Here is a 13868-nt window from a genome sequence, read left to right as displayed (position 1 = left end):
GGTCATCGTCACATCATCAGGGAGAGTTACATGACCAACTCAGCAGCCGAAATCATTCGCGAATATGGCCCCTTCGAGGGTGTCGACGGCGTGCATGGCGTCACCTATGACGGCACGCAAGTCTGGTTCGCATCCGGAAACAAACTCCACGCACTCGATCCCGCAAGCGGCAAGACGGTACGTGCCATCGACGTCGCTGCCCACGCCGGCACGGCCTTCGACGGCAAGCATCTGTTTCAGATCGCCGAGGACCGTATCCAGAAGATCGATCCGCAAACCGGCCGCGTGCTCGCCACCATTCCCGCGCCCGGCAATGGCGGCGACTCCGGCATGGCGTGGGCCGAAGGCACGCTGTGGGTCGGCCAGTATCGCGAGCGCAAAATCCATCAGATCGATCCCGACACTGGAAAGATCCTGCGCACCATCGAGAGCAACCGCTTCGTCACCGGCGTGACCTGGGTCGATGGCGAACTCTGGCACGGCACCTGGGAAAACGACGAGAGCGACATCAGGCGCATCGATCCGCAAACCGGCGAAGCGCTGGAGAAGCTCGCACTGCCGGCAGGCAGTGGCGTCTCCGGCCTCGAGTCAGATGGTGCCGATCAGTTCTTCGCCGGCGGCGGAGCCAGCGGCAAGGTACGCGCGATCAGGCGGCCGAGGCGGAAGTGAAAAGCAACGAGTGACGCCACTTCACTTTCTGGTTTGCGGATAGATCGTCTCGCCTTTCTTGAGCATCTCGACAAAGGCCGCAATCCGCTTCTTGCGGCCCGCTTCGGTCTTCATGTTGTGCACCCGAAATGCCAGCGAGAAGCGGTTCTGGGCGCTGAGCTTGGCCAGCATCGCTTTGGCTTTCGGCTCGGCGTCGATTGCGGCCTGCAGATCGGCGGGGATCGCCATGTCCTTGCCGCTGCCATAGGCGCGATCCCAGCGGCCATCACTTTTCGCAGCCTCGACATGGACGAGGCCGCGTTCGGTCATGCGCTCCTCTGCGACGAGGCGCGCAACATTGTCGACATTGATCTTGCTCCACACGCTCTTTTTGCCGCGCGGCGAATAGCGTTGCAGGAAGCTCGTCTCGTCCAGTCCCTTGCGGATGCCGTCGATCCAGCCCCAGCACAGCACGACATCGATCGCCTCCTTCGGCGTGATCGATGCGAGGCCGGATTTCAGTTTGTGAATCCTGATCCAGACCTCGTCGGCCTTGTCGTGGTTCTTGCCGAGCCATTTGTAGAATGCGTCGGCGTTCTTGAACTCGCGCACATTGGCGGGATCGACCTTGACGGGTGCCATGCTCTGTCCTGCTCGGCGCGCCGCGTTAGCGCGCCTCCAGCCCCATCTGCCAGAAGTCAGCTTCCAGCCGCGACGCCTGACCGAACAATTTTGCGAGCTCCGTAAAGCGCCGCTCGGTCATCGCACGCGCGGCGAGATCGTCGAGATGGCGGCGTGCTTTCATCGCGATATCCTGATAGGCGTCACCGGCGTATTCGCCGATCCATTCGCGATACGGATGATCGCCGAGCGCATCGGCACCGTCAGGCGCAAGCTTCTTGCCGATCTCGGCATAACCGATCACGCAGGGCGCCAGCGCCACATGCAGGTCGAGCAGATCGCCAGCGGCGCCGCAATCCAGCACGAAGCGCGTATAGGCCACCGTCGCCTGAAGCTCGGGCGCGGCCTCGATATCGGCGGGCGACAGTCCCCAGCGGCTGCACAGTTTTACGTGAAGCTCCATCTCGCCGAGGATGGACGCAAGTCCGCCTTGGGCCGCCTTCATGTCGTCAAGCGTGCGGCTCTTGTACGTCGCCAGCGCGTAGGCGCGCGCGAATTGGATCAGGAACAGATAGTCTTGCACCAGATAGGTGCGAAACGCGGGCTCCCGCAGCGTGCCGGCACCGAGCTGGCGGACGAAACTATGATCGACATAGCTGGACCAGTCATCGGCCGCAGCTGATTTGAGACGATCAAAAATATCCATGCGCATTCCAATTCACGCGTTCATCCGTCCACTGCCCTGCGTTGCTCTACGCCACTTTGCGGCATAGGGCAGCACGAACATATAGAGACCGCTGAACATCAACAGAAACAGCGGTGGCAACGGCGAGAAGGTCACCCAGGCTGGCGGCTCGCCAAATCCGCGGACAGCGAAATTGGCGATGACCGTCACAGTAAAAGCCAGCGACAGCCAGCGGTGTGCGTATCTGATCCATAGGCTCATGTTGAGTGACCCTCAGTGCGATGCGGAAGTTGCGTGAGATTCTGTGTGGGCCGAATTCAGTCCAGTCGCGCCAGAAGCTGCTCCATCGACGCCAGGAAGCGCGGCCATCCGAACTTGGCGCCCTGATAGGCCTGCTCCTGATCCGGTCGGAAGCCGATCTGCTCCATGCGCAGCAGTGTCCCGTTGTTCGAAGGCGTAAGTGTCCAGATTACGACACTCTCGAGACCCAGGGCCTCCCACGTGTAAGCGAGCTTTTGGTTCGGCTCGACTTCCGTGACCCGGCAAGCGACCACGCCCCAGTTTGCGCTCAGATCAAAACGATGCCCGAGGACGGGCTGGAAATCGTTTTTCATCAGCCACTCGGCGATCAAATGCGGCTGGGTCAGCGCGCGCCAGAGCTTTTCCGGCGCATGGCCAAATTCCCGCTCGACGACGACAGAACGTGTTTCGGCTGCAGTATTGGTCAATTGTCCATCCTCTTCAGTAGTTGTTCGAGATCGTCGAACCGGCTCTCCCAGAACCCGGCCATCTGGCTGGTCCAGTCGAGGAGCGGTGCCAGGGCCGCCGGTTGCGAGCGATAATGTGTCTGACGGCCGCTGTGGCGATCGAGCACCAGCCCCGCCTGCTTCAGCACGCCGAGATGCTTGGAGACCGCCGGCTGCGAGACGCCGGCTTGCGCGGTCAGCGCTGCGACGGTCTGCTCCCCCTCACGGCAGAGCCGTTCGAAGATCGCGCGCCGGGTCGGATCGGCGAGCGTCTTGAAGAGCACATCGAAGGTGTTCGGCATCGCCATCCATAACCCGTCAGTTATCGATTAGATCAATAACCAATGAGTTATGGGTTGGTCAAGCGTGAAATGGATGGGAGGGAGTTTTCGGGATCGCGGAAAGCGCGGGCGTCGTCCGAGGCGGCCGATCTACTTGCCGTCGTCGAGGCTCACCAGCACCGCCGCATTTGCAATGAGAATGCCGTCGCCGCCGCTCTCGGCCGGAATGTCGAGGCCGCCTTTGACTGCGGTCACGGTCACGGTGCCGTAAGGCAATTCCTTCGCGACCGCCGCCGTGTCGACGTCGTCCGGATTCGGCACCGCGACGGTCACATCGACAAACATGTCATGCGGCGTCTTGCCGACCATCCGGAAGAAGCCAACGCTGGAATGGCGAATAGCATCCGACACCGCGCGCTTGGCAGCCTTGGTGGCGTCGCGGCCGTGGACGTCAACGCCCATGCCCATCTCGGTAATACAGCGCACCTTTGCCATCTGTTGTCGTCTCCACTTATTCCCAATTGCATTGCGGCGAACTTAAGCAATCTCCTGCAGCGCGCGCCAGCGCCCTGCCATCCCGCCAGTTGCGATCAGCGACCGGGCATCGTGCAGCCTGGCTGCGGCGCGATCGCGCCCAGCCCGCGGACGGGGACGAGCTCCTGCCCCTGCGTTTTGGCAATAAACATGCTCATCGTTGCATAGTGGTTCGCATCAATAATGACAGGACCTGTCGGCGACGGGATGGTAAGCTCACCGAGCGCATCAACGATGGCCTCCTTGTCGACCTTCCCTGCTTTCTCGATCGCAGCCTTGAGCGCGATCAACGTGTTGTAGTGAGTCATGACGTAGTTCGACACCAGCACGTCGTTTCCAGCTGTAGCATGCACTTTGGCCACGAAAGCCTTCATCTCCGGCGCATCGCTGGTCGCCAGCGACGGCACCACGGTGATCATGTTCTGACCCTTGCCCTTGAAAATGCCGAGATCGATCTCGGACAATCCCAGGAACGCGACCGTGGTGTCCTTGAACAGGCCCTGATCGTCAGCCTGCCGGATGAAATCCATGCCGTCGCCCTTCAGCGCAAACAGCAGCACTTTCGGTTTTGCCGCCGCCACCTGCTTGATCAGCGGCGTAAAATCCGTCTCCGTCCCCAGCGTGTATTGCGTGCCGACGATGGTGCCGCCGAGCTTTGCGATCAGCGGCCTGGCGATATCGAACATCTGGTGCGGCCAGACCCGATCGGCGCCGAGCAAGAAATAGGTATTGCCGACGGCCTCGTTCATATAGGGCAGCAACTGGCCGAGATCCTGGTTCGGCACCGTGCTGAACGAAAAGATGTAGCGGCTGCATGTGCCGCCTTCGAAATTGGTGGCGTAGAGCAGCGGCGTCTTCGTGCTCTCGGCGAGCGGCCTGATCGCATTGAAGTTGGCCGAGGTGACAGGGCCGACAACCGCAACGACGCCGCTGTCGATCACCGACCGCATCGCGCTCTCGGCGGAGGCCGGCCGGGTCTTGTCATCGACATAGATGATCTCGAGCGGCCTGCCGAGAATGCCGCCCGACGCGTTGATCTCCTTCACCGCCAGATCGAGTCCGAGTTTTGCCTGCTGGCCATAAGGTTCGACGCCACCGGAGAACGGCAACACGGCGCCGACGCGGATGGGATCAGCGGCCGCCGCTGCGGAGCCGAGCGCCGAAGGCCCCAGCAGGAATGCAAGCGTCATGCCTCGTGCGACAAATGATTTCATGCGCGCTTCCCTCTGCCATGGGCTGCGCTGTGGGCGCACCTAAACTCGCACTCATGATTGCCCCGGAAAGATCGCGGCGCGCAAGAGCCGATCAGGGCTCTGTCTGCTCAGGGCAACGCGGTCGACCTGGGCACGGGTACAGCAGGCGCGGGAGCGTCAGTGACTGGCGCGACAGGCAGCGGGGTTTCAGATACGTCTGTTACGGGAGCGGCAGCCACGGGCGCGACACTATCGGGGACAATCGACACAGGTGCTCCAGCAACGGGAGCCGGCGTGATTGCCACCGGTGCGCCTGCTGCAGGAGCGTCCCGAGCCACAGGGACAGGAGCAACCACCGGAGGGACTGCGGCATCGATCATCGGCTTACAGATCATCACGGCCGCAGCCGCAGAGGTCAATGCCGCCAGACTCTGGAGCTCCGGCGCTTGTCGGGGGTCCCCTGCCACTGCGGCCGCTTCGTCGCGAAGCCTGGCGTTGCAGTCGCAGTTAGGAATGCCGCTCGCCGGCGTGCAGGCGTCATGGTTCATGCAGGCGAGATCGAGGGCATCGATGGGCGGTTTGCCCGGCCGGTTGCCGGCACCGCAGTAATTGCCATGAATCAGCGTCGCGCCGTCGGTGGCGACAGCCGGATTGCTGCGGCCAGTCCGAGCACCAGAAGCACGCTCCTGCGCATGCAGCGGCACCGTTGCAACGATAGTGCATGACAACAATAACGCCGCACACCAGCAGCGCAGCCACGAAGCGAGGGACGAGGGCTTGATCATTCTGGAGGGGTCCGCCTGGCGCCGACGGAAGATGTCGGCCGCCAAGCATACGCGCGGCGTGGCCTTAGGTTCCCGTTCGGGTTCCCCGGGTTCCGCAGATCTTGGCTCTCAGCCCGCCATCAGTTCCTTCGCCAGCGCCATATAGGCCGGCAGCGTCACCGGATCGTTGGCGGCATTGCCGGCGACCGGATGCGACGCATAGCGCGCGATCACCATCTCGGCCTTCGGATCGATATAGAGCCCCTGCCCGTAGACGCCGCGCGCCATATAGGCGCCGTGTTCATTGTGGGTCACCCACCACTGGTTGCGATACGACGCGCCCGGCAGCGTGGTGTAGCCCGCCGGCTTGAATTTTGCGGGATCGGCGCCGCGCTCGATATCCTCGACCACTGCGCTAGGCACGATCTGGCGGCCGTTGAAGCGGCCGTGATTGCGCATCACCTCGCCGAAGCGCGCGAGATCGCGCAGCGTCGTCGACAACCCACCGCCGCCGCTCTCGGTGCCGATGCGGTCGACGTGATAATGCGCGTCCTCCTCCGCCCCCATCGGCGCCCAGATGCGTTCCGACAGAAGATCGGACAGCGTCATGCCGCTGGCGCGGCGGATGATCCAGGCGAGCGTGTCGGTGTTGACGGTCTTGTAGGCGAAGGCCTTGCCGTGCTCGCCCTGTTTCTGTTGCGTACAGAGAAAGGCGAAGATGTCGCTCGCGCCTTCATAGTTCGGAGGGATCGGCGCCATGCCATTGGCGCGCCGCAGCCCCCACACATCGGAATTCTTGTCGGTATAGACCTCGGTGTATTTCAGCCCCGTGGTCATATCCATGACTTCATGCACGCGAGCGTCGCCGAAGGCAGTAGCCTTCAACTCCGGCACATAGTCGGTGACCGGTGCCTGCGGATCTATCTTGCCTTCGGCCACCAGAATGCCGGCGAGCGTGCCGGTGAACGACTTGGTCACCGACATGGCGATATGCGGCTTGTGCGGCTTCAGCGCGCCGGCATAGCGCTCGTAAATCAGCTTGCCCTTGTGCAGCACCGCGATGCCATCGGCATAGGTCTCGTCGAACATCCGCGCGAAGGTCATCGGCCGGCCATCCATGGTGGTCGACGCGATGCCGCCGATATCGCGCTCTGCGCGCGGCAGCGTGGATGCGCCGCCCGCGCCGCGCCAGACATTCACCGTCGGCACCAGCTGGCGGACATTGCTCCAGGCCCAGCGCAGCTCGGGAAAGTTGCGGAACGAGCCGTCGTGAAATTGGATGGTCTTGTCCTTCGCAGGCGGAAAGCCCTTCATCCAGCCGAGCGTCTCGGGATCGGTCTCGGCGGCGGTGGGGACGTGGTTCGGTGTAGGCGCGTCAGACATGAAGGGGCTCCGGTAAGGCGGCAAGTAAGTTGGTCGTAACATGCGAGGCGGCGGGACACATCAAACACAACAGCCGGGCTGCATTCGGCAACTGCATGTCGCAAGTTCACTCAAGGCAGTCAGCCCAGATTGACGCATGTGCCCCGAACACTTCAGCCGAGCCACAAACCCGATACTCGGGCTTCATGGGACCAACAGCAGCTTGCCGGTTGTCTTGCGGTTTTCCATATCGGCGTGGGCCTTTGCTGCGTCCTCCAAACGATATTCTCCGCCGATGTGGAGTTTGAGCTCTCCCGTCGCGATCCAGTTGAACAGCCGCTCCGAACGCGCGCGCAGCAGTTCGGGCGTGTGGACGTGATCGAAGAAGGTCGCATAGCCGATCTTGATGCTCTTCGGCAGGCTCATGATGTCGAGCGGTCCAGGCCCACCAAGCACTGGGCCATACCAGCAGAACGTGCCCGACCGACGCAGCACATCGAGCGAGCCCTGGAAGGTCGTCGGCCCGGAGCCGTCATAGACGACGTACACGCCTTGGCCATCGGTCAGGCGTAGTGTCTCCTCGGCGAACCGGCCTTCGGTATCGATGATCACATGGTCGGCGCCAGCTTCCCTGGCTGCAGCGACCTTCTCCTGCGACGATACACGTCCGATGACATGGCCGCCCCGCAATTTGATGATCTGGGTCAGCAGCAGTCCCACGCCGCCCGCCGCTGCATGGACGAAAGCGATGTCCCCGTGCTGCACCGGATAGAAGTCCGTGGCGAAATGGCTGGCAGTGAGACCCTGCATCATCACCGACGCAGCGGTGCGATCATCGATCGCGTCAGGAACCGGCACCAACGACGTGACAGGGATCGCGATCCGCTCCGCATAACTTCCGGGCGCATAAACCCAGGCGACCCGCTGGCCGGGCCTGATGTCTTCGACACCATCCCCGACTGCCAGCACACGCCCCACACCCTCGACCCCCAAAATCTTGGGATTGGGCATCTCGGTCCATGCCATGCCCTGACGCACGCCGATGTCCATGAAGTTCACCCCCGCAAAGACAACCTCGACCAATGCCTCGCCCGGTCCAGCTAGAGGGTCCGGACGTTCGACATATTCCAGCACCTCGCGACCGCCCGTTCCGATCATCACAACAGCTCTCATCACTTGCTCCTTTATTGAACGATCATTCCTAAATTTTCCAAAAAAAGGGACTATCGCAGTCCCCTCATGGCCATGTCGGCCAGACCGGCCAAAGCCGCGCGCGCGGCGCCGCCTCGTCCGGCGACGCGGATGCCGGCGATATTCGCGATCAGAAATTCCGAGGTCGCTTCAGGGTCGAGGCCGCCGGCGACATCGCCTTCACGCTGCGCATCGCGAACACGCGCTGCGATGGCAGCTCGCAAGCTTTTCGCCAGCACTCCATTGATCTTCTGGAGGTCAGGTTCGGACACGCCGAATTCATAGATGGAGCCAACGCCAAGACACGGCCGATCGGCTGTTTTCACGACACGGCGCAGCATCGCGCCGATGCCATCGATCGCGCGCGGTCCGCTTCTGAGCGCGTCGATATGTGCAGCACATTCGCCCATTCCATAGCGACGCACCGCCGCGCAATAAAGCTGCCACTTGTCGCCGAAGGCAGCGTAAAGGCTCTGTCGCCCGATCCCCATTGCATCGACGAGCATCTGGGCCGAACTGCCCTCATATCCATGCCCGCTAAAGACATTGATCGCGCCGTCGAGCGCGGCGTCCGTGTCGAATTCCCGTGGTCTCGCCATAAACGGCAAGATAGCAATTCAGGAACGAATGTTCAAGAATTTATAGCGCCGCGAGAAGTAAATTCGATAAACCGGCCCCGCGCCGCTGTTGCGGTCTTCGAACGCTGCCCTGAGGGGTTCCTATCAGCTGCCCGACGCAGCGGTGAAAACCGCCAATTGAGCGGCGAAAGCACGCTTGTAGGCAGGCCGGGCTTCGCCGCGGGCGACATAGGCGGAGAGGTTGGGATATTCATCCAGTAGGCCCGACGCCCCCAACCTGAGCAGCACCGACACCATCAGCAGGTCACCGGCACTGAACGCACCGTCGAGCCAGTCGGCATCGCCAAGGTGCTTGGAAAGTTCGCCCAGCCGCCCGCGGATGCGGTCTTTGACCATCGCCAGACGCTGCTCATACCAGGTCTTGTCGCGTTCGAGGAGCGTGACGATGAGGAGATCGACGATCGGCGGCTCGACCGTATTGAGTGCGGCAAACATCCACGTGACTGCCCGCGCCCGGGCGTTCGCGTCATCTGGCAGCAAGCCTGCACGGCCCTCTGCGATATGGAACACGATCGCTCCTGACTCGAACAGGACAAGGTCGCCCTCCTCGTAGGTCGGAATCTGCCCGAAAGGATGACGCGCCCGATGCGGAGCTTCCTTCATCTCACTGAACGAAAGAAGTCGAACGTCGTAGAGTTGATCCACTTCTTCGAGCGCCCAGCGAACGCGCATGTCCCGGGCCAATCCCCTGCCGCGATCGGGCGACCGTTCAAAGGCGGTAATGGTGGGGTTCATAGGCAGACTCCCGGCAAATGCATGACGCTATCGAGCGTGACATGGGTCACGACGATAGTCTTCCACATCGTCTCTCTCAGCTCTTCGTCTCCCAAGGACGCATGACGGGCGGGCTTCCCGACACATGCGGGTATTTTTCTTGCGGGTCGCAGTGGACGGTGAGATTGGCCCCTCACTCGCTAGCGGACGCGCACTGCCTTCAGAGTTTCCCTCTATTTCTCCCACTCCATTTCCCCGAGAGCCTTACAAAGTAACCTCGACCGCCAGAAATCGCAGGGCCTCGTCAACCTGAAGGCCGTGGCCGGAATCAAGGCATCTACGACGTTCAGCGGGCGCAACCGACCGCATAGCCTCCAGCGAAAGAAGCCTCGCCATTTCGCGCGGTCCCGCTGGGAGCAACATCATGACACGACTTAAAGAACTTGCCATCGAAGCTCATGGAGGCCTCAAGCGCTGGCGGCAGTTCGAGCAGGTCTCCGCCGACCTGGTACAGGGAGGCGTCTTATGGGCTTTGAAAGGACATCCACAAACCCTCGAGCGCACCACCGTCACCGTGGGTCTCAAGAAGGAATGGGCGTCGCATGCCCCGTTCGGCGCTGGTAGTCGGCGCTCGCGCTTCGCGCCCGATCGCGTGGTCCTGGAAGCCGGTGACGGCAGCGTACTCGAAGAACTCGTTCAACCGCGCGCAAGCTTCTCTGGTCATACGCTGCAAACCCCATGGACAGAATTGCAGCTCGCCTACTTCGCCGGCTGCGCCATGTGGACCTATCTAACCATGCCGTTTCTGCTCGCCTGGCCCGGCGTCGAGACGGAGGAATTGGAGCCTTGGCAGACCGATAGCGGGGACTGGCGCCGTCTTGCTGTCCGTTTCCCCACGGAAATCGCCACGCACAGCGCCGTACAGACGCTTTACTTCGACGGCGATGGGCTGCTGAAGCGCCACGACTATAACGTCGAGATCGCTGGGGACACGCCCGGCGCGCACTTCATCGCGGATTACCAAGAGGTGTCGGGCATTAAATTCCCGACGAAGCGGCGGATCTATGCCCGTCAGCCGGATGGCAGCTTCAGCACTGAGCCGCTTGTTGTCTCGATCGATCTCTCCAACATCCGGCTCAGCTAGACATCGCCGCTACAGCGTGGCGAGCGGCCCGGCCTCGTTCCGAATGGCTCTGGGAACCTCGCCATGCACACGGGCAAACGCCAGGCGCATCCGCTCCCTGTTCGCGAACCCCACCTCGCGAGCGATCACCTCGATTGGCTGTCGGCTCTGCTCCAGCATCAACTTCGCGGCTTCGACCCGTAGCGCTTCGACCGCCTTCGCCGGCGTCGTGCCGGTTTCCGACCGGAACAATCGGGTGAACTGCCGGGGACTGAGGCTTGCGGCACGCGCCAGATCGTCAATCGTCAGGCTTTCAGCGAGGTTCTGGCGCGCGTAGTTCAGCGCGCGCTGGACTCTATCCTCATTCGCGCTCAAATCGAGCAAGGTCGAGTGCTGGGACTGCCCGCCGGAACGTCGATGGTACATGACCATGCCCTTCGCGACCGAACGGGCGACGTCGGAGCCGTGGTCGCGCTCGATGATGCCGACGACGAGGTCTGTTCCCGCCGTCATGCCGGCAGACGTCCAGATCGGACCATCCGCGAGAAAGATCTTGTCCATGTCGACACGGCAGCTTGGAAACCGGTCCTGCAACGCCCGTGCATAGCGCCAATGCGTCGTGGCGCGTCGGCCGTTGAGCAGTCCGGCATCTCCCAGAACAAACGAGCCCAGGCAGATGCCCGCGACGCGTCTTGCGTCGCGGGCAGCCGCCCGAAGAAGCCGAACCAGCCCGGGCGACGACGTCGGAATCTCGAGGCCCGCAGCAACGATCAAGGTGTCGTACGACTCGTCGCCGAACGCGTCCGTCATAACCTGCATACCAGACGACGAGGCGACCAGCCCTCCCTCCTCCGAGAGGATACGCATGTCGTACAGCTTCTTCCCAGCTTGCTTGTTGGCCACATCGAACGCTGCGACCGCCCCAAAGCAGATGGGTTGAAAACTCGGGCAAAGAACCAGACCAATCTTCATGCTTTCTCCGCGGCAGCTACTCGCGACCTTAAATAGGTAGGTCGGCAATGCTCCGCCATCTCCATGGCCTGAATGATGGCATCTACGTCCTGTCGGCTCCGGGAGCTGGCTGGTAGCTCTCTCGCGGATTTTGACGGAGCTGCCATGTCGAGCCAATCGACAACATACATCGCTGTTCGGCCTGTCGCACCGGGACGGCTTGAACTGACGCAATAGTAGCCCCGCCACCGCGGCCGACATTCCCGAAGCAACTTCGCCGCCAGACTTCGCACCTCACAAAGGATCTATCATGTCACTCGAAACGACAAAAACCGAATACCTCGACATCGGTGATACACGCTTCGCGTTCAGGCGTCTTGGCCCTACTACCGGAATGACGCTCGTTCTGTTGCAGCACTTCACCGGGACCATCGATTCCTGGGACCCGGCGGTGGTGAACGCTCTGGCGGCAACGCGGCCGGTCATCGTCTTTAACAATCTCGGCGTCGGCACCTCGACCGGCGCGACGCCCGACACGGTGGAACAGATGGCGTCGGACGCCGAGACATTCATCAGCAGGCTCGGCCTTGAGCAGGTGGATCTGCTCGGTTTCTCGCTTGGCGGCATGCTCGCCCAGGTGCTCGCCGTGCGGCAACCCAGCCTGATCCGCAAGGTCATCATCGCCGGCGCCGCGCCGCGCGGTGGCGAGGAACATCTATTGGCCGTGGTGGAGGAAGCCTTTTCGCGCGGCGCGCCGGATGTGCGACTGCCGCTATTCTTCACGCCCTCGGAAGCGAGCCAGCGCGCCGGACGCGCCTTCGTCGCTCGCGCAACGGCGCGCAGGCAAGATCGCGATCCGGACAGCGGCGACGATGTTAGCAAGCCTCAGGCCAAGGCGATCATCGGCTGGTGCGCGCGTAAAGACGAGGGCGAGGCGACGCTCCGCGCCATAGCGCAGCCTGCGCTTATCGTGCACGGCAGCGACGACACGATGTTTCCCAGCATCAATGCGTACAATATGTTCAAGGCAATGAAGAACGCGCAGCTGATCCTGTACCCGGACTCGGGGCACGGTGCGTTGTTCCAGTACCCCGAGACGTTCGTCGCCCATTGCCTAACCTTCCTGGACGCCTGATGGGGAAAGAGACACAGCCGCAACATGTCGCATTTTCACCTGTGATCACGCCGGGGCGGAGAATCTCTAGGCGGGTCCAGCGAACGGTACCGCCCACCGAACACCTCCGGCCGGCGGTTTCGTAGACCTATTGCAACACCATCTCGACGCGGCGGTTGCGGGCGCGGCCATTTTCGCTGGCGTTGCTGGCAAGCGGTGCGTAGTTCGCCACGCCGGATGCGGATAAGCGCTTGCCATCGATCTTGTAGCTGCGAGTCAGGTCATCGATCACCGCCTGCGCGCGCGCCTTCGACAGCGCGAGGTTCGCATCCAGCGACCCCTGATTGTCGGTGTGGCCGACGATGAACACGTTCGCGCCGGCATTGGCTTGCAGCACGCGCGCCATTTCGTCGAGTTGCGGTTTGGATTCGGGCTTGATGGCCGCCTTACCGGTGTCGAAGAACAGCCCGTAGAGGGCCACCCTACCCTCCGCCTGCAGGCCCTTTGCGAGCGCTGCCGCATCCACAGTCACCTTGCCGCTATCCATCGCCTTCGGTTCGACGATCTCCACGACCGTGGCAACGTACTTGCTGGCAAGCGCGATGGTGCCTGGCTTCGCTGAGAGGACCGCCACATGCAGTGTGGTACCGGATGCATTCAACGTTCCGTACCAATAGCGCTCGCTGCCAATCTCCTGCCATTGCTGCAACAGCGTGATCGGGGTCCAGCCTTCCAGCGACACCTTGGCCAGTTGCGGATTGGCAGGCAGGTCCCGCAGCGGTTTGAAATTCCGTCGACCGCAGTCGTCGGCACACGCATCGAGCTTCGATGCACCGGCGCGCTCAAGCGCCTGCTCATAGTTGCGCTGCACTTCGAGCACCGACTTGCCGGCAGGCGCGAGATAGAACAGCCGCGTCACCCGCCCCTCGAGCTTGACGACATCAGCGTCTCCGGAGGGAATGCCGACCTGATCGAAGTTCTTCACATCCTGGGCGACGAGCCACGATCCGGCATAACGGCTGAGTACGGCATGATCGCGACCATTCGGCGCGTCGGCAGGCATGCTCTGCGCCATGGCAAGGGAGGCTGAAGCAAGGAGACCAAGAACAGACAGCAGACGGATAAAGCAGGCGCGCATCGGGACCCTCTCAGGCCAGAATGTTAGCGGAATGCAGATTGCTGCGGAGTTATGTCAGAGACGCCATTTTCGGAACAGCCACTTGCCCCGTCACTCCCACTCGATCGTCCCGGGCGGCTTGCTCGTAATGTCATACACCACGCGATTGATGCCCGCTCGCGTACC

Annotated in this window: 16 protein-coding genes and 1 pseudogene; 3 read left to right on the top strand and 14 right to left on the bottom strand. The window is 62.2% G+C overall.

The window, feature by feature from the left end; translation table 11 throughout:
• The first annotated feature begins 30 nt into the window (after positions 1–30).
• A complete protein-coding gene (locus tag AB8A38_RS02900; RefSeq protein WP_439084917.1) occupies positions 31–669 on the top strand; it encodes a Vgb family protein in 639 nt (212 codons plus the stop codon).
• 21 nt (positions 670–690) lie between these two features.
• Here the strand turns inward: AB8A38_RS02900 and AB8A38_RS02895 are convergent, their stop codons facing one another.
• From AB8A38_RS02895 to AB8A38_RS02845, 11 genes are all read right to left on the bottom strand, one after another.
• On the bottom strand, positions 691–1290 hold the full coding sequence (locus tag AB8A38_RS02895; protein WP_439084916.1) for a YdeI/OmpD-associated family protein: 600 nt from the start codon (positions 1288–1290) through the stop codon (positions 691–693).
• Between the two features lie 25 nt (positions 1291–1315).
• The gene (locus AB8A38_RS02890; protein ID WP_439084915.1) at positions 1316–1975 is read right to left on the bottom strand and encodes a TenA family protein; all 660 of its coding nucleotides are present in this window, start codon (positions 1973–1975) and stop codon (positions 1316–1318) included.
• Between the two features lie 12 nt (positions 1976–1987).
• Positions 1988–2215, bottom strand: a complete 228-nt coding sequence (locus tag AB8A38_RS02885; protein ID WP_439083330.1) for a hypothetical protein — start codon at positions 2213–2215, stop codon at positions 1988–1990.
• A 56-nt stretch (positions 2216–2271) separates the two neighbouring features.
• Positions 2272–2682, bottom strand: a complete 411-nt coding sequence (locus AB8A38_RS02880) for an SRPBCC family protein (RefSeq protein WP_439084914.1) — start codon at positions 2680–2682, stop codon at positions 2272–2274.
• Positions 2679–3002: an ArsR/SmtB family transcription factor gene (locus tag AB8A38_RS02875; RefSeq protein WP_439088451.1), complete on the bottom strand. Its 324-nt coding sequence runs from the start codon at positions 3000–3002 to the stop codon at positions 2679–2681. Before AB8A38_RS02875 ends, AB8A38_RS02880 begins: the two co-directional genes overlap by 4 nt.
• Before the next feature lie 129 nt (positions 3003–3131).
• On the bottom strand, positions 3132–3476 hold the full coding sequence (locus AB8A38_RS02870; RefSeq protein WP_439084913.1) for a Lin0512 family protein: 345 nt from the start codon (positions 3474–3476) through the stop codon (positions 3132–3134).
• 95 nt (positions 3477–3571) lie between these two features.
• The gene (locus tag AB8A38_RS02865; protein ID WP_439084912.1) at positions 3572–4729 is read right to left on the bottom strand and encodes a substrate-binding protein; all 1158 of its coding nucleotides are present in this window, start codon (positions 4727–4729) and stop codon (positions 3572–3574) included.
• Positions 4730–5601: 872 nt separating this feature from the next.
• Entirely contained in the window at positions 5602–6855 is a 1254-nt protein-coding gene (locus tag AB8A38_RS02860) for a serine hydrolase domain-containing protein (RefSeq protein ID WP_439084911.1), read from the bottom strand.
• Positions 6856–7038: 183 nt separating this feature from the next.
• Complete coding sequence (locus tag AB8A38_RS02855) at positions 7039–8007, bottom strand: quinone oxidoreductase family protein (RefSeq protein ID WP_439084910.1); 969 nt, start codon at positions 8005–8007, stop codon at positions 7039–7041.
• 50 nt (positions 8008–8057) lie between these two features.
• Entirely contained in the window at positions 8058–8624 is a 567-nt protein-coding gene (locus tag AB8A38_RS02850) for a TetR/AcrR family transcriptional regulator (RefSeq protein WP_439084909.1), read from the bottom strand.
• 123 nt (positions 8625–8747) lie between these two features.
• Positions 8748–9398, bottom strand: coding sequence for a glutathione S-transferase family protein (locus tag AB8A38_RS02845; RefSeq protein ID WP_439084908.1), 651 nt, complete (start codon positions 9396–9398; stop codon positions 8748–8750).
• 403 nt (positions 9399–9801) lie between these two features.
• On the opposite strand from AB8A38_RS02845, the gene AB8A38_RS02840 reads away from it, so the two are divergent.
• Complete coding sequence (locus AB8A38_RS02840; protein ID WP_439084907.1) at positions 9802–10521, top strand: hypothetical protein; 720 nt, start codon at positions 9802–9804, stop codon at positions 10519–10521.
• 9 nt (positions 10522–10530) lie between these two features.
• On the opposite strand, the gene AB8A38_RS02835 is transcribed toward AB8A38_RS02840, so the two are convergent.
• Positions 10531–11472, bottom strand: a complete 942-nt coding sequence (locus AB8A38_RS02835) for a GlxA family transcriptional regulator (protein ID WP_315842553.1) — start codon at positions 11470–11472, stop codon at positions 10531–10533.
• A 289-nt stretch (positions 11473–11761) separates the two neighbouring features.
• Between AB8A38_RS02835 and AB8A38_RS02830 the strand changes: the two genes are divergently transcribed.
• Positions 11762–12586, top strand: a complete 825-nt coding sequence (locus AB8A38_RS02830) for an alpha/beta fold hydrolase (protein WP_439084906.1) — start codon at positions 11762–11764, stop codon at positions 12584–12586.
• Positions 12587–12713: 127 nt separating this feature from the next.
• Here AB8A38_RS02830 and AB8A38_RS02825 read toward each other — a convergent pair whose 3' ends face one another.
• Positions 12714–13628, bottom strand: a complete 915-nt coding sequence (locus AB8A38_RS02825) for an OmpA family protein (protein ID WP_439084905.1) — start codon at positions 13626–13628, stop codon at positions 12714–12716.
• A gap of 165 nt (positions 13629–13793) precedes the next feature.
• Positions 13794–13856, bottom strand: a pseudogene (locus AB8A38_RS02820) (GMP synthase); the annotation flags it as partial.
• Between the last annotated feature and the right edge of the window lie 12 nt (positions 13857–13868).

Origin of the sequence: Tardiphaga sp. 839_C3_N1_4, assembly GCF_051811045.1 — a bacterium.
Lineage (GTDB): Bacteria > Pseudomonadota > Alphaproteobacteria > Rhizobiales > Xanthobacteraceae > Tardiphaga.
Note: the sequence above shows the minus strand (reverse complement) of the source record. Positions and strands in the feature narration are given on the sequence as shown.

Excerpts from the sequence above, each read along its gene's own strand:
- AB8A38_RS02900 (WP_439084917.1), top strand. The coding sequence starts at position 31 with ATGACCAACTCAGCAGCCGAAATCATTCGCGAATATGGCCCCTTCGAG.
- AB8A38_RS02895 (WP_439084916.1), bottom strand. The coding sequence starts at position 1,290 with ATGGCACCCGTCAAGGTCGATCCCGCCAATGTGCGCGAGTTCAAGAAC.
- AB8A38_RS02890 (WP_439084915.1), bottom strand. The coding sequence starts at position 1,975 with ATGGATATTTTTGATCGTCTCAAATCAGCTGCGGCCGATGACTGGTCC.
- AB8A38_RS02885 (WP_439083330.1), bottom strand. The coding sequence starts at position 2,215 with ATGAGCCTATGGATCAGATACGCACACCGCTGGCTGTCGCTGGCTTTT.
- AB8A38_RS02875 (WP_439088451.1), bottom strand. The coding sequence starts at position 3,002 with ATGCCGAACACCTTCGATGTGCTCTTCAAGACGCTCGCCGATCCGACC.
- AB8A38_RS02870 (WP_439084913.1), bottom strand. The coding sequence starts at position 3,476 with ATGGCAAAGGTGCGCTGTATTACCGAGATGGGCATGGGCGTTGACGTC.
- AB8A38_RS02865 (WP_439084912.1), bottom strand. The coding sequence starts at position 4,729 with ATGAAATCATTTGTCGCACGAGGCATGACGCTTGCATTCCTGCTGGGG.
- AB8A38_RS02860 (WP_439084911.1), bottom strand. The coding sequence starts at position 6,855 with ATGTCTGACGCGCCTACACCGAACCACGTCCCCACCGCCGCCGAGACC.
- AB8A38_RS02855 (WP_439084910.1), bottom strand. The coding sequence starts at position 8,007 with ATGAGAGCTGTTGTGATGATCGGAACGGGCGGTCGCGAGGTGCTGGAA.
- AB8A38_RS02850 (WP_439084909.1), bottom strand. The coding sequence starts at position 8,624 with ATGGCGAGACCACGGGAATTCGACACGGACGCCGCGCTCGACGGCGCG.
- AB8A38_RS02845 (WP_439084908.1), bottom strand. The coding sequence starts at position 9,398 with ATGAACCCCACCATTACCGCCTTTGAACGGTCGCCCGATCGCGGCAGG.
- AB8A38_RS02840 (WP_439084907.1), top strand. The coding sequence starts at position 9,802 with ATGACACGACTTAAAGAACTTGCCATCGAAGCTCATGGAGGCCTCAAG.
- AB8A38_RS02835 (WP_315842553.1), bottom strand. The coding sequence starts at position 11,472 with ATGAAGATTGGTCTGGTTCTTTGCCCGAGTTTTCAACCCATCTGCTTT.
- AB8A38_RS02830 (WP_439084906.1), top strand. The coding sequence starts at position 11,762 with ATGTCACTCGAAACGACAAAAACCGAATACCTCGACATCGGTGATACA.
- AB8A38_RS02825 (WP_439084905.1), bottom strand. The coding sequence starts at position 13,628 with ATGCCTGCCGACGCGCCGAATGGTCGCGATCATGCCGTACTCAGCCGT.